General features: G+C 67.9%; 20 protein-coding genes. 8 read left to right on the top strand and 12 right to left on the bottom strand.

Annotation, left to right across the window (positions count from 1 at the left end):
* Window positions 1-40 precede the first annotated feature (40 nt).
* The 7 genes from gmk to fabD all read right to left on the bottom strand — a co-directional run bounded on the left by gmk (window position 41) and on the right by fabD (window position 6,618).
* Window positions 41-646, bottom strand: coding sequence for a guanylate kinase (gmk, locus tag EJJ38_RS02710; protein ID WP_420836863.1), 606 nt, complete (start codon window positions 644-646; stop codon window positions 41-43).
* A 100-nt stretch (window positions 647-746) separates the two neighbouring features.
* The gene (locus tag EJJ38_RS02715; protein WP_245454082.1) at window positions 747-1,649 is read right to left on the bottom strand and encodes a YicC/YloC family endoribonuclease; all 903 of its coding nucleotides are present in this window, start codon (window positions 1,647-1,649) and stop codon (window positions 747-749) included.
* Between the two features lie 26 nt (window positions 1,650-1,675).
* Window positions 1,676-2,908, bottom strand: coding sequence for an endolytic transglycosylase MltG (gene mltG / locus EJJ38_RS02720; protein ID WP_127088577.1), 1,233 nt, complete (start codon window positions 2,906-2,908; stop codon window positions 1,676-1,678).
* A gap of 159 nt (window positions 2,909-3,067) precedes the next feature.
* A complete protein-coding gene (gene fabF / locus EJJ38_RS02725; RefSeq protein ID WP_127088578.1) occupies window positions 3,068-4,330 on the bottom strand; it encodes a beta-ketoacyl-ACP synthase II in 1,263 nt (420 codons plus the stop codon).
* 77 nt (window positions 4,331-4,407) lie between these two features.
* Entirely contained in the window at window positions 4,408-4,644 is a 237-nt protein-coding gene (locus EJJ38_RS02730; RefSeq protein ID WP_127088678.1) for an acyl carrier protein, read from the bottom strand.
* Window positions 4,645-4,891: 247 nt separating this feature from the next.
* The gene (fabG, locus tag EJJ38_RS02735; protein ID WP_127088579.1) at window positions 4,892-5,629 is read right to left on the bottom strand and encodes a 3-oxoacyl-[acyl-carrier-protein] reductase; all 738 of its coding nucleotides are present in this window, start codon (window positions 5,627-5,629) and stop codon (window positions 4,892-4,894) included.
* Between the two features lie 32 nt (window positions 5,630-5,661).
* The gene (gene fabD / locus EJJ38_RS02740) at window positions 5,662-6,618 is read right to left on the bottom strand and encodes an ACP S-malonyltransferase (protein WP_127088580.1); all 957 of its coding nucleotides are present in this window, start codon (window positions 6,616-6,618) and stop codon (window positions 5,662-5,664) included.
* 387 nt (window positions 6,619-7,005) lie between these two features.
* On the opposite strand from fabD, the gene rpsF reads away from it, so the two are divergent.
* The 4 genes from rpsF (at window position 7,006) to rplI (ending at window position 9,430) form a co-directional block, all read left to right on the top strand.
* Window positions 7,006-7,443, top strand: coding sequence for a 30S ribosomal protein S6 (gene rpsF, locus EJJ38_RS02745; protein ID WP_127088581.1), 438 nt, complete (start codon window positions 7,006-7,008; stop codon window positions 7,441-7,443).
* Window positions 7,443-7,700 (top strand): 30S ribosomal protein S18, encoded by a 258-nt coding sequence (gene rpsR / locus EJJ38_RS02750; protein ID WP_012172827.1) that lies wholly within the window; start codon window positions 7,443-7,445, stop codon window positions 7,698-7,700. Before rpsF ends, rpsR begins: the two co-directional genes overlap by 1 nt.
* Window positions 7,701-7,843: 143 nt before the next feature.
* Complete coding sequence (locus tag EJJ38_RS02755; RefSeq protein WP_164738385.1) at window positions 7,844-8,806, top strand: DUF2232 domain-containing protein; 963 nt, start codon at window positions 7,844-7,846, stop codon at window positions 8,804-8,806.
* A 51-nt stretch (window positions 8,807-8,857) separates the two neighbouring features.
* Window positions 8,858-9,430 (top strand): 50S ribosomal protein L9, encoded by a 573-nt coding sequence (rplI, locus tag EJJ38_RS02760; protein ID WP_127088583.1) that lies wholly within the window; start codon window positions 8,858-8,860, stop codon window positions 9,428-9,430.
* A 288-nt stretch (window positions 9,431-9,718) separates the two neighbouring features.
* Here rplI and ccmB read toward each other — a convergent pair whose 3' ends face one another.
* A complete protein-coding gene (gene ccmB / locus EJJ38_RS02765; protein WP_127088584.1) occupies window positions 9,719-10,387 on the bottom strand; it encodes a heme exporter protein CcmB in 669 nt (222 codons plus the stop codon).
* Window positions 10,384-11,037: a heme ABC exporter ATP-binding protein CcmA gene (gene ccmA, locus EJJ38_RS02770; RefSeq protein WP_127088585.1), complete on the bottom strand. Its 654-nt coding sequence runs from the start codon at window positions 11,035-11,037 to the stop codon at window positions 10,384-10,386. Before ccmA ends, ccmB begins: the two co-directional genes overlap by 4 nt.
* Before the next feature lie 144 nt (window positions 11,038-11,181).
* On the opposite strand from ccmA, the gene acnA reads away from it, so the two are divergent.
* Together acnA and EJJ38_RS02780 are read left to right on the top strand one after the other, a co-directional pair.
* Window positions 11,182-13,878, top strand: coding sequence for an aconitate hydratase AcnA (gene acnA, locus EJJ38_RS02775; RefSeq protein ID WP_127088586.1), 2,697 nt, complete (start codon window positions 11,182-11,184; stop codon window positions 13,876-13,878).
* 185 nt (window positions 13,879-14,063) lie between these two features.
* On the top strand, window positions 14,064-14,852 hold the full coding sequence (locus EJJ38_RS02780; RefSeq protein ID WP_127088679.1) for a DUF1223 domain-containing protein: 789 nt from the start codon (window positions 14,064-14,066) through the stop codon (window positions 14,850-14,852).
* Between the two features lie 120 nt (window positions 14,853-14,972).
* Here EJJ38_RS02780 and EJJ38_RS02785 read toward each other — a convergent pair whose 3' ends face one another.
* From EJJ38_RS02785 to EJJ38_RS02795, 3 genes are all read right to left on the bottom strand, one after another.
* Window positions 14,973-15,737, bottom strand: coding sequence for an aldolase/citrate lyase family protein (locus EJJ38_RS02785; protein ID WP_127088587.1), 765 nt, complete (start codon window positions 15,735-15,737; stop codon window positions 14,973-14,975).
* Between the two features lie 14 nt (window positions 15,738-15,751).
* A complete protein-coding gene (araD, locus tag EJJ38_RS02790; protein WP_127088588.1) occupies window positions 15,752-17,521 on the bottom strand; it encodes an L-arabinonate dehydratase in 1,770 nt (589 codons plus the stop codon).
* A gap of 78 nt (window positions 17,522-17,599) precedes the next feature.
* Complete coding sequence (locus EJJ38_RS02795) at window positions 17,600-18,562, bottom strand: Bug family tripartite tricarboxylate transporter substrate binding protein (protein ID WP_127088589.1); 963 nt, start codon at window positions 18,560-18,562, stop codon at window positions 17,600-17,602.
* A gap of 143 nt (window positions 18,563-18,705) precedes the next feature.
* On the opposite strand from EJJ38_RS02795, the gene EJJ38_RS02800 reads away from it, so the two are divergent.
* Window positions 18,706-19,416: a GntR family transcriptional regulator gene (locus EJJ38_RS02800; protein ID WP_127088590.1), complete on the top strand. Its 711-nt coding sequence runs from the start codon at window positions 18,706-18,708 to the stop codon at window positions 19,414-19,416.
* A 104-nt stretch (window positions 19,417-19,520) separates the two neighbouring features.
* Window positions 19,521-20,705: a pyridoxal phosphate-dependent aminotransferase gene (locus tag EJJ38_RS02805; RefSeq protein WP_127088591.1), complete on the top strand. Its 1,185-nt coding sequence runs from the start codon at window positions 19,521-19,523 to the stop codon at window positions 20,703-20,705.
* The last annotated feature ends 20 nt before the right edge of the window (window positions 20,706-20,725 follow it).

Genomic DNA, 20,725 nt, shown 5'->3' on the forward strand with positions numbered 1-20,725 from the left:
GCGTCTCCGGGCGAGGCCGGAGTTTCGCGGGGTCGGAAACTCAGAGCGCGTCGCGCAGGCTCTTCACGAATTCCGCGAGACCCGTGAGGCGGCGACGCTTCAGGCGCTCCGCATTCAGGATGGCCGTGAGCTTGGCCAGGCTGTCGTCGATATCCTGGTTGATCAGGATGTAATCGTATTCGGTGAAGTGGCTGATCTCGTCCGACGCCTTCGACATGCGCTGGCGCACCACCTCGTCGCTGTCCTGCGCGCGGGTGCGCAGGCGCTGCTCCAGGTCTCCGGCGGAGGGCGGGAGCAGGAAGACCTTCACGAGGTCCTGCTGGGCGCTCTGGTCCAGTTGCTGCGTACCCTGCCAGTCGATGTCGAACAGCACGTCCCGCCCGGCGGTGAGCGCGGCTTCCACGGCGGCGCGCGGCGTGCCGTAGAGATTGCCGAACACGGTGGCGTGCTCCAGCAATTCCCCGCTGTCCCGCAGGCGCTCGAATTCCGCGACGCTGACGAAGAAATAGTCCTTCCCATCCTCCTCACCGGGGCGCGGCGGGCGGGTGGTGACGGACACTGACATGGTGATGCGGTCATCCAGCGCCAGCAGGCGGCGGGAGAGGGTGGTCTTGCCCGCGCCGGAGGGCGAGGACAGCACCAGCATCAGGCCGCGCCGGGCGAGCCCCTTGGAGCCGGGCTTCCAGCCGGGTGTGGCGAAATGGGCGGCGGTCGGAGTGGGGGCTTGGGCCATGGCGCGCGGCAGCTCACTCGATGTTCTGGATTTGCTCGCGGAACTGATCCACCAGGAGCTTCAGGTCAAGCCCGATCTGGGTCAGCGCCACCGCATTGGACTTGGAGCATAGGGTATTGGCCTCCCGGTTGAACTCCTGGGAGAGGAAATCGAGCTTGCGGCCCACCGGCCCGCCCGCGTCCAGAAGGGCATGGGCGGCGGCCACATGGGCGGTGAGGCGGTCCAGTTCCTCGCGCACATCGGCCTTGGCGGCCAGCAGCGCCGCCTCCTGGTGCAGCCGGTCCGCATCCAGCGGGGCGCCGGAGCCCAGCAGCGCGCGCACCTGCTCCTCCAGCCGCGCGCGGATGGCGTCGGTGCGGCGCTCGGGCAGGGCCTCGGCGGCGGCGATCAGGGCGGCCATGGCGTCCAGGCGCTCATGGAGCACGGCATAGAGCGCGGCGCCTTCCTTCAGGCGCATCTCCACCAAAGCGGTCAGCGCGTTCTCGAAGCCGGCGGCGGCCTCGCGGACGATACGCTCGGCCTCCTCGGGCGTCTGTTCCGCCTCGATCACTTCCACGACGCCCTTCACGGCCATGAGGGCATCGAGGCTGGGGGCGGGCAGGCCGAATCGGTCCGCCGCAGCCCGTCCCGCCGTCACCAGCGCGTCCAAGGCGGGTCCGTTGACAGCCACCGCCACCGCCTCGCCCTCGCGGGTATAGGAGAAGGTGGCCGAGACCGACCCACGGGAGAGCCATGCGGATGCCGCCGCGCGGGCGGAAGCCTCCAGCGCATCGAAGCCGGAGGGCACGCGCAGCCGCAGATCAAGGCCCTTGGCGTTGACCGAGCGGACTTCCCAGCTCCAGCGCCAGGCGCCGGTGGCACCTTGGGCGCGGGCGAACCCGGTCATGCTGGCAATGGACGTGCTGGCGGCGGACATGGCGCGCGGCGGCCGGGGCCGCCCCCTCAGTTGGCGTTGGTGGAGCTTCCGGCGCCGGGGGCGGTGACCGGCGCGGTGGTCGCAGGCGGCTGGGCCGCCCTCTGGGCCGCCTCGATCTCGCGCCATTTCGCGACGTTGCGATTGTGCTGGTCGAGGGTCTTGGCGAAGGCGTGCCCGCCCGTGCCGTCGGCGACGAAATAGAGGTCGTCGGTCTTGGCGGGATTCGCCACGGCGGCCAGCGCCTCCTTGCCGGGATTGCCGATGGGCCCCGGCGGCAGGCCGTCAATGGTGTAGGTGTTGTAGGCGGTGGGGGTGACGATGTCGGTGCGGGTGATGGAGCGCCCCAGCGTCCCCTTGCCCCCGGCGATGCCGTAGATGATGGTCGGGTCCGACTGGAGCTTCATCTTCTTGTTGAGGCGGTTGATGAACACCGCCGCCACCTTGGCCCGCTCGTCGGACTTGCCGGTCTCCTCCTCCACGATGGAGGCGAGGATGACCAGTTCCTGGGGCGACTTCAGGGGAATGCTGGGGTCGCGCTTGGCCCAGACGTCGCGCACCACCTTCTGCTGCTCCGCCGCCATGCGGGTGAGCACCTCGTCGCGCCGCATGCCGCGCGTGATGCGGTAGGTCTCAGGCAGCAGCGTGCCTTCCTGGGGCAGGCGCGGGGTGCCGGTGAGCAGTTCGGACCCGTTGAGACGGTCCAGGATCTGCTGGCTGGTGAGGCCTTCGGGAATGGTGACCTGATGGACCACCACGCGGCCCTCCACCAGATCGTCGATGACCTTGGAGAGGGGAATGGCCGGGGGGAACAGATATTCGCCCGCCTGGAGCTGCTCGCCGCGATGGGTGATCTGCTGGCTCGCGAGGAACAGCAGCCAGTTCCGCACCACGCCTTCGCGCTCCAGGATCTCGGCGATGTCGCGGGTGCCGGAGCCGCGCGGGATGAACACCAGCTTCTCGGCCGCGAGGGGGCCGGGCGCTGCATATTGCCGCTGGCCGTACCAGGCGACGAGGCCGCCGCCCACCGCCAGGAACAGGAGGAAGGTGAAGATGGCGCTGCCGATCACCACGGCGGGGTGGCTGGCGCTGCGGGAGGGGCGGCTCTTCTTGGCCTTCGCGGGCGCGGGGGCCTTGCCGCGTGCCTTTGCAGGCTTCCCCTGCGGGGCGGCGGCGGGCGTGCTCTCCGCCGGCGCAGGCTCGGGAGCGGGCGGGATCACGTCCGGCGCGCCGTTCGGGGCCTTGTCGTCGGGTGCGGCCATGAGGGTCTTCCTCCCTTTCGCGGTCCGGGCGCCGGAGCCGTGGCCCCGCCCGGCGCGTCCTGTCCCAGGCGACGGGTACGCTCACGTACCGTCGGGGAACAGGGGATAAGGCTCAAATGGACAAAAATGGGACCATCGGCGTGCCGATGGTCCTTGCGCTCACGATTGCGGGCGACGGAACAGCAGCGAAGCGTTGGTGCCGCCGAAGCCGAAGGAGTTGGACAGGGCCACGTCGATCTTGCGCGCCCGCGGCTTGTGCGGGACCAGATCGATGGCCGTCTCGACGGAGGGATTGTCGAGATTGAGGGTGGCCGGCGCCACCTGGTCGCGAATCGCCAGGATGGAGAAGATGGCCTCCACCGCCCCGGCGGCACCCAGAAGGTGGCCGATGGACGACTTGGTGGAGGACATGGACACGCCCGCCGCCGCATCGCCCAGAAGGCGTTCCACTGCCTGCAGCTCGATGCCATCGGCCATGGTGGAGGTGCCATGGGCGTTGATGTAGTCCACCTCGGCCGGGGTCACGCCGCCGCGCTTCAGGGCCGCGCTCATGCAGCGATAGGCGCCGTCACCGTCGGGGGAGGGGGCGGTGATGTGATAGGCATCGCCCGACAGGCCGTAGCCGATCAGCTCCGCATAGATCTTGGCGCCGCGCGCCTTGGCGTGCTCGTATTCCTCAAGCACCACCATGCCCGCGCCTTCGCCCATGACGAAGCCGTCGCGATCCCGGTCATAGGGACGCGAGCCGCGCGCGGGTTCCTCGTTGAAGGCGGTGCAGAGCGCCTTGCAGGAGGCGAAGCCCGCCAGCGCGAGCCGGTTGACCGGCGATTCGGTGCCGCCCGCCAGCATCACGTCCGCATCGCCCAGGGCGATGAGGCGCCCGGCATCGCCGATGGCGTGCGCGCCGGTGGAGCAGGCCGTGACCACCGCATGGTTCGGCCCCTTGAGGCCGTGCGCGATGGAGACGTAGCCGCCCGCCAGGTTGATGAGGCGGCCGGGAATGAAGAAGGGCGAGATGCGGCGCGGGCCGCGCTCCTTCAGGATGAGGGACGCTTCCGCGATGCCCTCGATGCCGCCGATGCCGGAGCCGATCAGGACGCCGGTGGAAATCTGGTCCTCATAGGAGGTCGGATGCCAGTCGGCATCGTCCAGCGCCTGCTGCGCGGCCGCCATGGCGAAGACGATGAATTCATCGACCTTGCGCTGTTCCTTGGGCTCCATCCAGTCGTCGGGATTGTAGGTTCCATCGGAACCGTCACCGCGGGGAATGGTGCAGGCGATCTTGCAGGGCAGGTCCGAAACGTCGAAACGCTCGACGACCGACGCGCCGCTCTGGCCATCCAGCAGCCGCCGCCAGCTCGGCTCGACACCGCAGGCGAGCGGCGTCACCATGCCGAGGCCAGTGACGACAACACGTCTCATGGGAGAACTCCGGAACAATCAGACGGACGGCCGCGTACGCCCGGGGCGCCGCGACCGTCGAATACACAGGCTTGAGATCAAGCCGCGTTCTTTTCCAGGAACTTGATCGCGTCGCCGACCGTCAGAATGGTCTCGGCGGCGTCGTCCGGGATCTCGGTGTTGAACGCTTCCTCGAAGGCCATCACGAGCTCGACGGTGTCGAGGCTGTCCGCGCCGAGATCGTCGATGAAGCTGGCATTTTCCGTGACCTTCGCGGGCTCGACGCCCAGATGCTCCGCGACGATCTTCTTCACCTGATCGGCGATTTCACTCATCGATGCACCCTCATTATCTGAATTATGTCCTGCCGTGCGGCGGCTGTGAGACGGCATAAAGCCTTTCACCCGCCGTGCCCAGCCCCCATGCTCGGTTCCCGTCGGGCTGATCGAAGCACAGAAATCCTCACCCGAACGCGCGTTTGTCTGCTCGACCGGATGGCGGGTCGTTACCACACTTCCCAAGCCTATGCCAGCAAACCCCATCCCCGTCAAAAGGTCCAGCGGGGCTTGCCATGCACAAGGCTCAGATCATGGCCATTCCACCGTTTACATGCAGCGTCTGGCCGGTGACATAGCCGGCTTCGTCGGAGGCCAGATAGACGCAGGCATTGGCGATGTCGGCGGGCGAGCCCAGCCGCGCCGCAGGCACGGCCTTCAGGATGCTTTCCCGCTGCTTTTCATTGAGCGCGTCGGTCATGGGCGTGGCGATGAAGCCGGGGGCGACGCAGTTCACGGTCACGCCGCGGCTCGCCACTTCCTGGGCCAGCGACTTGCTCATGCCGATCATGGCCGCCTTGGCGGCGGCATAATTGCCCTGGCCCGCATTGCCGGTGACGCCGACGATGGAGGTGATGGAGATGATGCGGCCCGCCCGGCGGCGCATCATGGAGCGCACCGCCGCCCGCGACAGGCGGAAGGCGGAGGTGAGGTTCACCGCGATCACCTGGTCCCAGGCCTCGTCGGTGAGGCGCATGAAGATGTTGTCGCGGGTGATGCCGGCATTGTTCACCAGGATGTCCACCTGGCCCATGGCGGCCTCGGCGTCGGGCACCAGCTTCTCCACCTCCTCGGCGACGCCGAGATTGCAGGGCAGCACATGGGCCCGCTCGCCCAGCTCGGCCGCCAGCGCCTCCAGCGCCTCCTTGCGGGTGCCGGAGAGGGAGACGGTGGCGCCCTGGGCGTGCAGGGCCTTGGCGATGGCGCCGCCGATGCCGCCCGTGGCGCCGGTGACGAGCGCGGTCTTGCCGCTGAGGTCGAACATGGGAGCTCCAGAAGCCGAAGAGGAAAAAGGGATCAGGCGGCGGGCGCGGCACGGGCCGCGATGAAGGCGGCAACGTCCTCGGGCGTGCCCACCGCGCTCGCCGCGATCTGCTTGGCGATGCGGCGCGACAGGCCGGAGAGCACCTTGCCGGCGCCCACCTCGACGGTGCGGTCCACGCCCGCGGAGGCCATGAACAGCACGCTCTCGCGCCAGCGCACGGTGCCGGTCACCTGCTCCACCAGCAGGCGGACGATCTCCGCCGGGTCGGTGACGGGCGCGGCCTTCACGTTGGAGACCAGGGGAACCACCGGGGCCTTCACGTCGGCCTTTGCGAGCGCCTCGGCCATGGCCGAAGCCGCCGGGGCCATGAGGCTGCAATGGAAGGGGGCGGACACGGGCAGCAGCACCGCCTTCATGGCGCCCTTGGCCTTGGCGATCTCGATGGCCCGCTCCACGGCGGCCTTGGTGCCGGAGACCACCACCTGGCCGTCCGCATTATCGTTGGCGGCGGCGCAGACCTCGCCCTGCGCCGCCTCGACGGCGACGGCGGCGGCATCGGCATAATTGAGGCCCAGCAGGGCGGCCATGGCACCCGCGCCCACCGGCACCGCCTGCTGCATGGCGCTGCCGCGGATGCGCAGCAGGCGCGCCGCGTCGGTCACCGAGAGGGCACCGGCGGCGGCGAGCGCGGAATATTCACCCAGCGAGTGGCCGGCCACGAAGGCGGCGTCCCGCGCAAGGTCGAGGCCCGCCTCGCTTTCCAGCACGCGCAGGGTGGCGAGCGACACCGCCATGAGGGCGGGCTGGGCGTTGGCGGTAAGGGTCAGCTCATCGGCCGGCCCCTCCCACATGAGGGTCGAGAGCTTCTGCGACAGTGCCGCGTCCACCTCGTCGAACACCGCGCGTGCGGCGGGAAAGGCGTCGGCGAGGGCCTTGCCCATGCCCACCTGCTGACTGCCCTGGCCGGGGAAGATAAAGGCCGTGCTCATGCGGTTCTCTCGCTTTTGGTTGCGGGCCTGAAATTTGGGGAGGGGAGAGACACTGCCTCGGGCAGGGAGTCAAGGTTGCCCGTGCTGCGTCCACGCGCAATGGTGTCGTGCGGCGGGCGCAGAGCGCGCCGGAACCCCGCCCGGAGGCTCGGCCACAGGGCCCGGAAAGCTTGCATCGGCGGCAGAACCTGCTATACGCCCCGCTTCCGTTGTCCCGGCCGGGGGCTGAACGGACGGTCGTCTTCATGCCAGCTTCAGAGGCGCGCAGGAAGTCGATAGGGCGAAAGCCCGTCGTCCCGTGTTCCCGCCTTCCGAGCAGACGCGCCTTTCCGAAGGCCGAAAGGGCTTGGCGCCGGGGGCGGAACGAACAGAAAGGCAAGAGACGACATGGCTCTCTACGAGCACGTGTTCCTCGCGCGCCAAGACGTGACGGCGCAGCAGGTCGAGGAACTGACCACCCGCTTCAAGGGTGTGATCGAGGCGAACGGCGGTTCGGTCGGCAAGACCGAATATTGGGGTGTGAAGACCCTGACCTATCGCATCAACAAGAACCGCAAGGCGCACTTCACGCTCCTGAACATCGACGCCCCCTCGGCGGCGGTGCAGGAGATGGAGCGCCAGATGCGCATTGACGAGGACGTTCTGCGCTTCCTCACCCTGCGCGTCGAAGAGCATGAAGAAGGCCAGTCCGCCATGCTCCAGAAGCGTGATCGCGACGACCGCGAGCGCGGCGAGCGTGGCTTCGGCGGCGATCGCGGCTTCGGCGGTGACCGTCCGCGCCGTCCGCGCGAGCGGGAAGAGGCCCAGAGCGAGGAGACTGTGTGATGGCATTCGCTCAAGCCGGTGGTGGTGGCGGTCAGCGTCGCCCGTTCTTCCGTCGTCGCAAGACCTGCCCGTTCTCCGGCCCCAACGCGCCGAAGATCGACTACAAGGACGTGCGGCTCCTGCAGCGCTACATTTCCGAGCGCGGCAAGATCGTGCCGAGCCGCATCACCGCGGTGTCCGCCAAGAAGCAGCGCGAGCTGTCGGCGGCCATCAAGCGTGCGCGCTTCCTCGGCCTGCTGCCCTTCGTGATCCGCTGATCGCGGAACGATGATCCGGGGCGCGCGCTGTCGCGCCCCGTTTTTCGAGTAAAAGAGGCCGCGCCGGCGCGGCCCAGTTGGGGACGATGGCGCGACCGGCGCCGCAACCGCCCTCTAACCGCCTCGGCGGGACAGCGAGAGACATGGGACAGATTCTTCTCATCGGCCTGGCCGCGGGCGCGGCCTCTGCACTTCTCGTGGCGGGCGTCGCCGCGGGCACCATGCTGGCCGTTCCCCTGTTCTATCTCGCCCCTCTCCCCATCATGGTGGCGGGCCTCGCCTTCAGCCACTGGGCCGCTCTGTTCGGCGTGCTGTTCGGCGCGGCGAGCCTTGGCGTGGTGTTCAGCACCACCTTCCTCTTCGCCTATCTCATCGGCATTGGCGGCCCGGCCTGGGTCCTGGCTTATGCCGCCCTCCTGGCGCGCGACGAGCCTGCCGGGCGCGGCGGCATGGTCTGGTTCTCCGTCTCGGGCATCGTAATCCTGGCGGCGGTGCTGGCGACCGGCAGCACGCTGGCGGGTCTCCTGTCGGTGGCCAGCGACTACGAGACCTATCGCGCGGCGGTGGCCGCCGCTTTCGGTGCCTTCGTCGAAGTGCAGAAAGAGGTGGGCGGAGCGGGCCTTGCGCCGGCGGACGCCGCCAGCATGTCCGGCCTCGTGGCGGGCGTCCTGCCCGGCATGGCCGCAACGCTCTCCATGGTGACGCAGCTCGTCTGCCTCTATCTCGCCGGGCGGGCGGCCATGGTCTCGGGGCGCCTCGCGCGCCCCTGGCCGCATCTGGCGGGCCTGCGCCTGCCGCAGGTGACGAGCCTCCTTCTGGCAGTGATCGTCGCCGCCTCCGTGATACCGGGCATGGCCGGCCTTGCGGCCTCGGCGGCGGGGGCCACGCTGGTGACGGCCTTCGTGCTCGCCGGTTTCGCCGCCCTTCACGATCTCACGCGCGGCCGCACGGCGCGGCCGCTCATCCTGACCGCAGCCTGGGTCGCGACGCTCGCCCTCGGCTGGCCGGTGCTCGGTGTGGCGCTGTTCGGACTGGTGGACACCATGTTCCACCTGCGCACCCGCCTGGGCACCGGGGGCGGCCCGCCGGCCGCCAACGACCGCTGACCGCATTCCACGCATTCCAAAGACAGCATTCTGAAGACATAGGAGACACACATGGACGTTATTCTTCTCGAGCGCATCGCCAAGCTCGGCCAGATGGGCGAAGTGGTGAGCGTGCGCCCCGGCTATGCCCGCAACTTCCTGCTGACCCAGGGCAAGGCCCTGCGCGCCACCAAGGCGAACCGCACCAAGTACGAGCAGATGAAGGCTCAGCTTGAGGCCCGGAACCTGGAGCTGAAGACGGAAGCCCAGGCGGTCGGTGCCAAGCTCAACGGCGTCAGCGTCGTGGTCATCCGCCAGGCCGGTGAGAGCGGCCAGCTCTACGGCTCGGTCTCCACCCGTGACATCGCCGACGCGCTGACCGCCGCCGGCTTCACCGTGGGCCGCCAGCAGATCGTGCTGAACCACCCCATCAAGACCATCGGCCTGCACGGCTTGCCCGTGACCCTGCACCCCGAGGTGGAGGTGTCCGTCACCGTGAACGTCGCCCGCAGCGCCGAAGAGGCCGAGCGCCTGGCTCGCGGCGAGGACTTCCGCGCCCGTGACGACGAGGATGAGGACGAGGTGGATGCCACCGAGGAGCAGGTGGTGGAAGTCGTCGCCGAGGAAGGCGAAGAGGAAGCCTGAGTTCACGCCGCGCCCGGCGCGCGGCGCGGGTAACGCAGGCGACCGAGACTGGAGCGGTGCACCCACCTTGGGTGGGCTTCCGCTTCCGGAGCTTTGCCGTCCGGTCCAGTACGCTGCAGTACCCCTGAACGCCCGGCTTCGGCCGGGCGTTTTCTTTTGTGCCTCTCAAGAGCCGTCTTGCCGACAGGAGAAGGCGGTGATGTGGTCCTGGAACCGCCCGGCGCTAGCGGAGCGGGCTGTTGCAGGCCGACCATTCAAGCGGGATTCGCCAGGGCCGTGCGGTCTTTGCTACCGCGCCGCGCGCAGGGCAGCGGCAGCCGCAACGGGGCCGAGCACCAGGGCGAACAAAGACAGGCCCGCCAGCACCTGGAATGGCGTGCCGAAGGGGACCGGCCCCGTGATGGCGGCATTGGTGGCTGATACGGCGAAGATCAGCACCGGGATGGCCAGCGGCAACACCAGAACCGCGATGAGCAGCCCGCCCCGCCGGAACGCGCCCGCGAAGGCCGCGCCGATCAACCCGAGCGCGGTGACGGCGGGCGTGCCCACCAGCAGCGTGGCCATGAGCGCGCCGATGCCGGGCAGGTCCAGGTTCAGCATGAGGGCGAGGAAGGGGGCCGCCACCACCAAGGGGAGCCCCGTGGCCAGCCAGTGGGCGAGGCCCTTGGCGGCGGTCACCAGTTCCAGCGGCAGGACGGCGCCTGCGAGCGCATCCATGGAGCCGTCCTCCACATCCGCCGCGAACAGGCGCTCCAGGCCGATGAGGCTCGCCAGCATGGCGCCGATCCACAAGATGGCCGGGGCGATGCGGGCAAGGAGCGCGAGGTCCGGCCCCACCGCGAACGGCACCACCGTGACGACGCTGAGGAAGAACACGACGCCGAGCCCGGCCCCGCCGCCCGCCCGCATGGCCAGCAGAAAGTCGCGATGGACCAAAGCGAGGAAGGGGGCGGTCATCGCGGGGCTCCCAGCCGCAATTCCCGTGCGCCCGGGCCGAAATCCAGCGGCGTATGGGTGGCGGCGAGGATCAGGCCGCCGGCCTGGAGATGGGTCCGGCCGAGCGCCGCGAAGCGGGCCTGGGCCTGGGCGTCCAGCGCCGTGGTGGGCTCGTCCAGCACCCAGAGCGGGCGCCGGGAGACCAGCAGGCGGGCGATGGCGAGGCGGCGCTTCTGCCCGGCGGACAGAACCATTGCGGGAAGCCGCCCCAGGCCGCCCAGCCCCACCTCGTCCAGCGCATCCTCCACGGGCAGGCCCTGTGACCCCAGAACCGCGCGCCAGAAGCCGAGATTTTCACGAACCGTCAGCGACGCCTTCAGGGCGTCGTCATGGCCGAGATAATGGGTGCGCTCGCTCATGCGGGTGTCGGCGGCATCGCCCTCCAGCCGGGCGCGGCCGGATGTTGCGGTCAGCAGGCCGGCGGCGAGGCGCAGCAGGGAGGATTTGCCCACGCCGTTCGCGCCGGTCACCACCAGTGCCTCGCCGGACCGCACGGAAAACGACAGATTCTCGAACAGAAGGCGCGTGCCGCGTCGGCAGGCGAGGCTTTCGCCAACGAAAGCGAGCCCGGACCAGGAATCATCGAGCCCTGCGTTTGGTGCAATGCACATTCGTTCGTCTTACCGCATGACCGCCGTTTAAAATCGCTCTATAAAGCGGCTGAACCGCACCGTCCAAGGTGGGATGACGCCTTTCTCACCACATTCGCCGGACGGCTGGCGTCGGTCGATACATCGAACCGGAGAGAACGCGCCGTGACCTCGCTCGATAGCTTCAAATGCCGCACCACCCTGTCCGTGGATGACAAGGAATACGTCTACTACAGCCTTGAGGCTGCGGAGGCGAACGGCCTTTCGGGGATCGCGCGCCTGCCCTTCTCCATGAAGGTGCTGCTGGAGAACCTGCTGCGCTTCGAGGACGGTCGCTCGGTCTCCAAGGACGACATCATCGCCATTGCCGATTGGCTCACCTCGCGCGGCAAGTCCGAGCGCGAGATCGCCTATCGCCCGGCCCGCGTGCTCATGCAGGACTTCACCGGCGTTCCCGCCGTGGTGGATCTGGCCGCCATGCGCGACGCCATGGTGCATCTCGGTGGCGACCCGGAAAAGATCAACCCGCTGGTTCCGGTGGACCTCGTCATCGACCACTCGGTCATCGTCAACTTTTTCGGCGATGCCACCGCGTTCAAGAAGAATGTGGATGAAGAGTACAAGCAGAACCAGGAGCGTTACCGCTTCCTGAAGTGGGGCCAGAGCGCGTTCGACAATTTCCGCGTGGTGCCCCCCGGCACTGGCATCTGCCATCAGGTGAACCTCGAATACCTCGCCCAGACCGTCTGGACCCGCAAGGAAGAGCTGGACGGCAAGAAGGTGACGGTGGCCTATCCCGACACGCTGGTGGGCACGGACAGCCACACCACCATGGTGAACGGCCTCGGCGTGCTGGGCTGGGGCGTGGGCGGCATCGAGGCGGAAGCCGCCATGCTCGGCCAGCCCATCTCCATGCTCATTCCCGAGGTGATCGGCTTCAAGCTGTTCGGCAAGCTGAACGAGGGCATCACCGCCACCGACCTCGTGCTCACCGTCACCCAGATGCTCCGCAAGAAGGGCGTGGTGGGCAAGTTCGTGGAATTCTTCGGCCCGGGCCTGGAGCACCTCTCCCTCGCCGATCGCGCCACCATCGGCAACATGGCCCCGGAATACGGCGCCACCTGCGGCTTCTTCCCGGTGGATCGCGAGACCATCGACTATCTGGAAGAGACCGGCCGCAAGGGCAGCCGCGTGGAACTGGTGGAGGCTTATTCCAAGGCCCAGGGCATGTGGCGCAAGAAGGATACGCCGGACCCGATCTTCACCGACACGCTGGAACTGGACCTGGACAGCGTGCTGCCCTCCATCGCCGGCCCCAAGCGCCCGCAGGACCGCGTGCTGCTCACCGACGCCAAGACCGGCTTCCTGGCCGCCCTGGAAGGCGAGTTCAAGAAGCCCGGCGAGGCCGCCAAGCGCGTTCCGGTGGCGGGTGAGGATTTCACGCTGGGCCACGGCGACGTCACCATCGCGGCCATCACCTCCTGCACCAACACCTCCAACCCCTCGGTGCTCATCGCGGCGGGCCTGCTGGCCAAGGCGGCGGTGAAGAAGGGCCTGAAGTCCAAGCCGTGGGTGAAGACCTCGCTCGCGCCGGGCTCCCAGGTGGTGGAAGGCTATCTGAACGCCTCGGGCCTGCAGGACTATCTCGACGATCTCGGCTTCAATCTGGTGGGCTTCGGCTGCACCACCTGCATCGGCAATTCCGGCCCGCTGCCGGAACCCATCTCCGAAGCCATCAACACGAACGACCTGATCGGCGCGGCCGTGATTTCCGGCAACCGCAACTTCGAGGGCCGCGTGAACCCCGACGTGAAGGCGAACTATCTCGCCTCCCCGCCGCTGGTGGTGGCCTATGCGCTCGCCGGTACGCTCCAGGTGGACCTCACCACCGAGCCGCTGGGCGAGGACAAGGACGGCAACCCGGTCTATCTCAAGGATATCTGGCCCTCCAACAAGGAGATCGCCACCTATATCCGCGAGAACATCACCAAGAAGATGTTCAAGGAAAAGTATTCCGACGTCTTCAAGGGTGATGAGAACTGGCAGAAGATCGAGGCGCCCGCCGGCCAGACCTATGCGTGGCAGGATGCGTCCACCTATGTGCAGAACCCGCCTTACTTTGTCGGCATGACGAAGGAGCCGGTTCCGGTGAAGGACATCCTCGACGCCCGCGTCATGGGGCTGTTCCTCGATTCCATCACCACCGACCACATCTCTCCGGCCGGCTCCATCAAGCAGGCGTCGCCGGCGGGCCAGTATCTGATCGAGCATCAGGTGCGCCCCATCGACTTCAACCAGTACGGCACCCGTCGCGGCAACCACGAAGTCATGATGCGCGGCACCTTCGCCAACATCCGCATCAAGAACCAGATGGTGCCGGGCGTGGAAGGCGGCGTGACCATCCATTATCCGGATGGCGAGCAGATGCCGATCTATGACGCGGCCATGAAGTACAAGGCCGAGGGCGTGCCGCTGGTGGTGTTCGCCGGCAAGGAATACGGCACCGGCTCCTCCCGTGACTGGGCCGCGAAGGGCACCAAGCTGCTCGGCGTGCGCGCGGTCGTCGCCCAGTCCTTCGAGCGCATCCATCGCTCGAACCTGGTGGGCATGGGCATCGTCCCGCTGGTGTTCAAGGAAGGCGAGTCCTGGCAGAGCCTGGGCCTGAAGGGCGACGAGATCGTCACCCTCAAGGGCATCGAGGGCGACCTGAAGCCGCGCCAGATGCTCACCGCCGAGATCCGGTTCGCCGACGGCACCGTGAAGAATGTCGAACTCATCTGCCGCATCGATACGCTGGATGAGCTGGACTATTTCCGCAACGGCGGCATCCTGCCTTACGTGCTGCGCTCGCTCGCGGCGTGACCTGCCGGGCGCCTTCGGGCGCCCGTTTTCTCCCCCGGCTTCGGCTGGGTAAACCCGGTGGCGCAGGCGCGGCGCCGGGTCTTTCCCGCGGGGAGCGTTTGGCTCCTCTCACCGCGAATTGACTGGCCTCCCCTGCGGCAGGCGCCTATGTGGGAACGTCTCCTTTATTTGGACTGTTCGTGCCGATGCGCGTTCGCCTTGCCCTTCTCCCTCTTCTCGCCCTGGCGCTTCTTTCAGGCCCGGCCGGGGCGCAGCAGGTGAGCGGTACGCAGGCCCCGACGGCAGCGACTGGCTCCACGAATCCCAAAGCGATCATTGAGCTTTTCACCAGCCAGGGCTGCGCCTCCTGCCCGCCGGCCGATGCCCTTCTGGGCGAGCTAGCGAAGGATCCGGACGTGCTCGCCATCACCCTGGCGGTGGATTACTGGGACTATGTGGGCTGGAAGGACACCCTCGCCAAGCACGGCCATTCCGTGCGCCAGCGCGCCTATGCGGAGCAGCGCGGCGACCGGATGATCTATACGCCGCAGATGATCATCGACGGTCAGTTGCCGGCTAAGGGTAGCGACAAGTCGGCAGTTCTGCGGGCGGTGGCGCGGGCCAAGGAGCCACATTTCTCCTTGAGCGTGCCGGTCACCCTCTCGCGCAAGGACGACCAGATCGTCATCGATGTGGGCGCGCTGCCCAAGCACGCGCCGGCGGGCCTGGCGGCCGATATCTGGGTGTGCCCGGTCATTCGTAGCCACGAAGTCTCCATCGGGCGTGGCGAGAATGCGGGGAAGACGGTCACCTATACCAATGTGGTGCGCGGCTGGATCCGCCTCGGCCCCTGGACCGGACAGGCCGCCACCTATTCGGTGCCGCTGGACAAGGTGCGGATGGAGAATGAGGACGGCGTGGTGGTGATGGTGCAGACCGGTAATCCCGCCGCGCCCGGCGCCATTCTCGGCGCCTCGCGTCTCGCCCTGGACTGAGCCGAAGGCAAGGCGGGAGGGCCTCCTATAGCGATCCCGATCTTTGAGCGGCACCGGGCGGGTTCGCACCGATGCCGCTTGGTCTCAGATCCCTCAGCCGGAGCGGCTGAGTTTCCGGCCTCACACGAACCGGCGGAACAGTGCTTCGGAGCCGCGCGCCAGGATGCCGGTGTCCGAGCCCACCGCCGTGAAGACGGTGCCCGCCGCCATGTAGCGCTTCGCGAGGGCTTCGTCGGGGGTAAGGATGCCCGCGCGGTTCCCCGCTGCGACGATGCGGCGGATGGAGGCCTCGATCAGGGAGACCACTTCCGGTTCGCCCTGCCGTCCCAGATAGCCGATGGAGGAGGAGAGGTCGCCGGGGCCGATGAAGACCCCGTCCACGCCCTCCACGGCGCTGATGGCCTCGATATTGTCCAGCGCCTCCTGGGTCTCCACCTGCACGAGGACGCAGATCTCCTCCTCGGCGCGGTCGTAATAGTCCTTGATGCGCCCGAAGCGCGAGGCGCGCGAGGCGGAGGCAAAGCCCCGGATGCCCTTGGGTGGGTAGCGCGTGGCCTCCACCGCCGCGCGGGCCTCATCGGCATTCTGGACCATGGGGATGAGGAAGGTCTGCACCCCGGCATCCAGATAGCGCTTGATGGTCACCGGGTCGTTCCAGGGAATGCGCACGATGGGGTGCGTCTGCGGGCATTCCATGCAGGCCTGGAGCTGGCTGTAGACGATGGGCAGCTCGTTGGGCGCGTGCTCGGTGTCCAGCAGCAGCCAGTGGAAGCCGGATCCGGCCACGATCTCGGCGGTGAAGTTGCTCGGCACGGAGCACCAGAGGCCGATCTGCTGGCGGCCCTCGTAAATGGCGCGCTTGAAGGTGTTGACGGGCAGGTCCAAGGGTCAGCTCCGGATCAGAAGATGGCCGGCTCGCCCACGGGCGCGCCGAACTGGGTTTCCAGGAAATCGAAGTCGCAGCCTTCATGCGCCTGGCCGATATGGCGGGAGAACATCCAGCCATAGCCGCGCTCGAAGCGGGGCGCGGGCGGGGTCCATTCCGCCTTGCGGCGCGCCAGTTCCGCCTCGCTCACATCGAGGGAGAGAGTGCGCGCCTCCACGTCCACGCTGATCAGGTCGCCCGTGCGCACCAAAGCGAGGGGGCCGCCAACGAAGGATTCCGGCGACACATGGAGCACGCAGGCGCCGTAGGAGGTGCCGCTCATGCGCGCATCGGAAATGCGCAGCATGTCGCGCACGCCCTGGCGCACCAGCTTCTTGGGCAAGGGCAGCATGCCCCATTCCGGCATGCCCGGCCCGCCCTGGGGACCGGCATTGCGCAGCACCAGCACATGGTCCGGCGTCACGTCGAAATCGTCCCGGTCGATCACCGCCTTCATGGAGGGGTAATCGTCGAACACGATGGCCGGGCCGGTATGCTTGAGGAGGTGTTCCTCGCAGCAGCCGGGCTTGATGACGCAGCCTTCCGGGGCGAGGTTCCCCTTCAGCACGGCGAGCGCGCTTTGCTGGGTGGCCGGCCGGTCCGCGGTGCGGATCACGTCGTCATTATAGACGGTGGCGCCGGCGATATTCTCGCCCAGGGTCCGGCCCGAGACGGTCAGCGCATCCAGATGCAGGTGCTCGGTGATGCGGGTCATGAGGGCCGGAAGGCCGCCCGCATAGAAGAAGTCCTCCATGAGGTAGGCATCGCCCGTGGGGCGCACATTGGCGAGGGTGGGCACCTTCCGGCTCGCCGCCTCGAAATCGTCCAGCGTCACGGTGGCCCCGGCGCGGCGGGATTGGGCGAGCACATGGATGATGGCATTGGTGGAGCAGCCCATGGCCATGGCCACGGCGATGGCATTCTCGAAGCTTTCCCGGCTCAGTATCGCGGCGGGCGTGAGGTCTTCCCACACCATGTCCACGATGCGGCGACCGGCGGCGGCGCACATGCGCAGGTGGTTGGCGTCCGCGGCGGGAATGGAGGAGGCGCCCGGAAGCGTCATGCCCAGCGCCTCCGCGATGGCGGTCATGGTGGAGGCCGTGCCCATGGTCATGCAATGACCGTAGGAGCGGGCGATGCCGCCCTCGATGTCCAGCCAGTCCTGGTCGGAAATATTGCCGGCCCGTCGCTCGTCCCAGTATTTCCAGGCGTCCGAGCCCGAGCCCAGCACCTTGCCCTTCCAGTTGCCGCGCAGCATGGGGCCGGCGGGCACGAAGATGGCGGGCAGGCCCGCGCTGGTGGCGCCCATGAGGAGCGCGGGCGTGGTCTTGTCGCAGCCGCCCATGAGCACCACGCCGTCCACCGGATGGGAGCGGATCAGCTCCTCCGCCTCCATGGCCAGGAGGTTGCGGTAGAGCATGGTGGTGGGCTTCACGAAATTCTCGGCCAGCGAGATGGCCGGCAGCTCGATGGGGAATCCGCCCGCCTGGAGCACCCCGCGCTTCACATCCTCCACACGCTGCTTGAAATGGGCGTGGCAGGGATTGATGTCCGACCAGGTGTTGATGATGGCGATGGCGGGCCGCCCGATGAAGTCCTGGGGGGCATAACCCATCTGCATGATGCGCGAGCGGTGGCCGAAGCCCCGCAGATCGTCCTGGGCGAACCAGCGGGCGGAGCGCAGCGTGTCGGGGGTTTTGCGGGGCGGGGTCTCGCGGGGCGTGATCTTGCGGGGCTCGGACATGGAACGCGTCTCACACGGCTCAGGATACTTGAGGTGGGCGCCCCGGCGCGGCCGGGACGCCCATGAGGGAGGCGAGGCTTACTGGGCGGGGGTGATATTGCCGTCCTTGATGACCTTCTTCCACATGGCCTCTTCCTGGGCCTGGAAGGCGGTGAAGTCGGCGGGGGAGGAGGCGACCACCTCGAAGCCGATGTCGTTGAACTTCTTCTTCACATCGGGGTCCTTCATGGCGGCCTGGAGCGCGGCCACGATCTTGGCCTTCACGTCCGCCGGCAGGCCCTTGGGCGCGGCGGCCGCCTGCCAGGAATAGACCTCCAGCGGCACGCCCGCCTGGGCCATGGTGGGGGCGTCGGGGAAGAGCGGCGTGCGGTCGGCGGCGGTCACCGCCAGCAGCTTCAGCTTGCCGCCCCGGATCTGGTTCGCCACCGAGCCGAGATTTTGGAACGAAACATCCGCATGCCCGCCCATCAGGTCGTTGATGGCCGGTCCGCCGCCCTTATAGGGCACATGCACGCCCTGGGTTCCGGTCTTCTGCCAGAACAGGGCCGCGGTGAGGTGATCCGAGGAGCCGATGCCGGACGAGGCGAAGGTGACCTTGTTGGGGTTCTTCTTCAGATACTCCACCAGTTCCTGCACCGTATTGGCCGGGAAATTGGGAGAGGCCACCAGCACGTTGGGGGTGCGTACCGCCTGGGTCAGGAGGTCCATGTCCTTGGGTGCGTAGGGCAAGGAGTCATACAGGGCGGGATTGATGGAGAAGACGCCGATGGACCCCACCAGCAGCGTGTAGCCGTCCGCCGGGGACTTGGCCACATGGGCCGCACCCGTGCCGCCATTGGCGCCGGGCTTGTTGTCCACCACCACGGGCTGGCCCAGCACCTCCGACATTTTCGGGGTCAGGAAGCGAGCCGTGCTGTCCGACGCGCCGCCGGCGGGGAAGGGGACCACCACGGTGACGGCCCGGTCCGGAAAGCCGGCGGCGAATGCGGTGGTGCTGAGCGCGACACCCAACAGGGCCGCGCCGAAAAATTTCAACGACATCGGACGTCCTCCCAAGGACTTTTGTCTTTTCCGGTCGCGCGTCGGTTGCCGCACGCCGATTTGCCCGTCTGAGGCGGGTCTGTGAAAACAAAAACACTAATGCATTAGTCGGTCAACCTCTATTCGTGTTATGGGTTTGCCCCATGAACGAGGTGTTCAACCCCCAGCTTCTCCCCCGCCCGGCGCGGGACCGTTCGCGGCAGGCCGCGCCCCAGGTGCTGGACTATCTGCGCGAGCAGATCGTCACGCTGCGACTGCCGCCGGGCACCACCTTGCCGCGGAGCGCGCTGCAGGACCTGTTCGGCGTCTCCTCCACGCCCGTACGCGACGCGCTCATGCGGCTGGAGGAGGAAGGGCTTGTGGAAGTCTTCCCCCAGCACGCGACGCTGGTGTCGCCCATCGATCTCGGACAGGCCCGGCGCACCCAGTTCCTGCGCCGCGCCATCGAGCAGGAGGCGGTGCGGCTCTTATGCGCCCAGGCGGATCGCGCCGCCGCCGTGGCCGTGCTGGAGCAGGTGATCGCCCGCCAGGGCGCGTTCCTGGCGGCGGGGGACCTGGAGGCGTTCGACGCGGAGGATCGCGCCTTCCACGGAACGCTCTGCGATCTGGTGGAGGCGGGCGAGGTCTGGGCGATGGTGCGTCGCTCCTCGGGCCATATCGACCGGCTGCGCCGCCTCAACCTGCCCCTGGCGGGCAAGGCGCCCCAGATCATCCGCGACCATGAGGCCATCGTGGCGGGCATTGCGGCGGGGGATGCTGCTCTCGCCCAAGCCGCCGTGCGCGACCATCTCTTCCGCTCCCTCGCCTCGGCGGACGGCATGCGCCAGGGACGGCCGGATTATTTCCGGGACTGAGAGGCAGAACCTAGCCCGGTTCTCGATCCGGCGGTGCGGTGCTATGTCCGTGACACGTCAGGCAAGATCAAAGCGGCGGCCGTGGCCGTCCGGAGGGAAACGCCATGCTCACCACAGTGGATGCCTTCGACCGGATCGGCGAGGAGAATGCCTTCGCGGTGCTCGCCCGTGCCACTGCGCTCGTGGCCGAGGGGCGGGACATCATCAATCTGGGCATCGGCCAGCCGGACTTCCGCACGCCCGAGCATATCGTCGAAGCGGCCATAAAGGCGCTGCAGGACGGGCATCACGGCTATACCCCCTCGGTGGGCATCTTGCCGCTGCGCGAGGCGGTGGCGCATGATCTCAACCGGCGCTACGGCGTGGAGGTGGATCCCGGCCTCGTCATGATCGTGCCCGGCGGCAAGGTGACCATGTATGCCGCCATCCGCCTGTTCGGCGAACCGGGGGCGGAAATCCTCTATCCCGATCCCGGCTTCCCCATCTACCGCTCCATGATCGAGCATACCGGCGCAACGCCCGTGCCCGTTCCGATCCGCGAGGAGAACGGCTTCGCCTTCTCCGCCGAGGAGACGCTGGGGCTCATCACCCCCAGCACGCGCCTGCTCATCATCAATTCCCCGGCCAATCCCACGGGCGGCGTCACGCCGAAGGCGGAGATCGACAAGCTGGTGAAGGGCCTTGCCGCCTATCCCCATGTCGCGCTGATGTCGGACGAGATCTACGACCATTTCGTCTTCGACGGAGAGAAGCACCAGACGCTCCTCGCCTATCCCGAGATCCGCGACCGGCTGATCATTCTGAATGGCTGGTCCAAGACCTATGCCATGACCGGCTGGCGGCTCGGCTATTCCATCTGGCCGAAGCGTCTTTACGAATCCGTCCGCAAGCTCTCCGTGAATGCCTGGAGCTGCGTGAACGCCGCCACCCAATATGCCGGCATCGCCGCTCTGGACGGCCCGCACGATGCGGTCGAGGCCATGGTGGCGGAGTTCGACCGTCGCCGTCATCTGGTGGTGGAAGGGCTGAATGCGCTTCCGGGCGTCTCCTGCGCGACGCCCAGGGGGGCTTTCTACGCCTTCCCGAACGTGCAGGGCACGGGCTGGGGTTCCGCCAAGAAGCTCGCCTCGGCGCTTCTGGAGGAGGCGGGGGTCGCGGTCATTGGCGGGCCGGATTTCGGCGTTCACGGCGAGGGTTATCTGCGGCTCTCTTATGCCAATTCGGCGGAGAATATCCGCAGGGCGCTGGAGCGGATGGGCGCGTTTCTGGAGCGGCGCGCGGCGGCCTGATCCCGGCCCTCACGCCGTGT

The sequence above is a fragment of the Aquabacter cavernae genome (assembly GCF_003993795.1).
GTDB lineage: Bacteria > Pseudomonadota > Alphaproteobacteria > Rhizobiales > Xanthobacteraceae > Aquabacter > Aquabacter cavernae.

Bases quoted from the DNA above. Each gene is read 5' to 3' on its own strand.
- gmk (WP_420836863.1), bottom strand. From the start codon at position 646: ATGCTGGTGCTGTCCTCGCCCTCCGGCGCGGGCAAGACCACCCTCTCC.
- EJJ38_RS02715 (WP_245454082.1), bottom strand. From the start codon at position 1,649: ATGTCCGCCGCCAGCACGTCCATTGCCAGCATGACCGGGTTCGCCCGC.
- mltG (WP_127088577.1), bottom strand. From the start codon at position 2,908: ATGGCCGCACCCGACGACAAGGCCCCGAACGGCGCGCCGGACGTGATC.
- fabF (WP_127088578.1), bottom strand. From the start codon at position 4,330: ATGAGACGTGTTGTCGTCACTGGCCTCGGCATGGTGACGCCGCTCGCC.
- EJJ38_RS02730 (WP_127088678.1), bottom strand. From the start codon at position 4,644: ATGAGTGAAATCGCCGATCAGGTGAAGAAGATCGTCGCGGAGCATCTG.
- fabG (WP_127088579.1), bottom strand. From the start codon at position 5,629: ATGTTCGACCTCAGCGGCAAGACCGCGCTCGTCACCGGCGCCACGGGC.
- fabD (WP_127088580.1), bottom strand. From the start codon at position 6,618: ATGAGCACGGCCTTTATCTTCCCCGGCCAGGGCAGTCAGCAGGTGGGC.
- rpsF (WP_127088581.1), top strand. From the start codon at position 7,006: ATGGCTCTCTACGAGCACGTGTTCCTCGCGCGCCAAGACGTGACGGCG.
- rpsR (WP_012172827.1), top strand. From the start codon at position 7,443: ATGGCATTCGCTCAAGCCGGTGGTGGTGGCGGTCAGCGTCGCCCGTTC.
- EJJ38_RS02755 (WP_164738385.1), top strand. From the start codon at position 7,844: ATGGGACAGATTCTTCTCATCGGCCTGGCCGCGGGCGCGGCCTCTGCA.
- rplI (WP_127088583.1), top strand. From the start codon at position 8,858: ATGGACGTTATTCTTCTCGAGCGCATCGCCAAGCTCGGCCAGATGGGC.
- ccmB (WP_127088584.1), bottom strand. From the start codon at position 10,387: ATGACCGCCCCCTTCCTCGCTTTGGTCCATCGCGACTTTCTGCTGGCC.
- ccmA (WP_127088585.1), bottom strand. From the start codon at position 11,037: ATGTGCATTGCACCAAACGCAGGGCTCGATGATTCCTGGTCCGGGCTC.
- EJJ38_RS02780 (WP_127088679.1), top strand. From the start codon at position 14,064: ATGCGCGTTCGCCTTGCCCTTCTCCCTCTTCTCGCCCTGGCGCTTCTT.
- araD (WP_127088588.1), bottom strand. From the start codon at position 17,521: ATGTCCGAGCCCCGCAAGATCACGCCCCGCGAGACCCCGCCCCGCAAA.
- EJJ38_RS02795 (WP_127088589.1), bottom strand. From the start codon at position 18,562: ATGTCGTTGAAATTTTTCGGCGCGGCCCTGTTGGGTGTCGCGCTCAGC.
- EJJ38_RS02800 (WP_127088590.1), top strand. From the start codon at position 18,706: ATGAACGAGGTGTTCAACCCCCAGCTTCTCCCCCGCCCGGCGCGGGAC.
- EJJ38_RS02805 (WP_127088591.1), top strand. From the start codon at position 19,521: ATGCTCACCACAGTGGATGCCTTCGACCGGATCGGCGAGGAGAATGCC.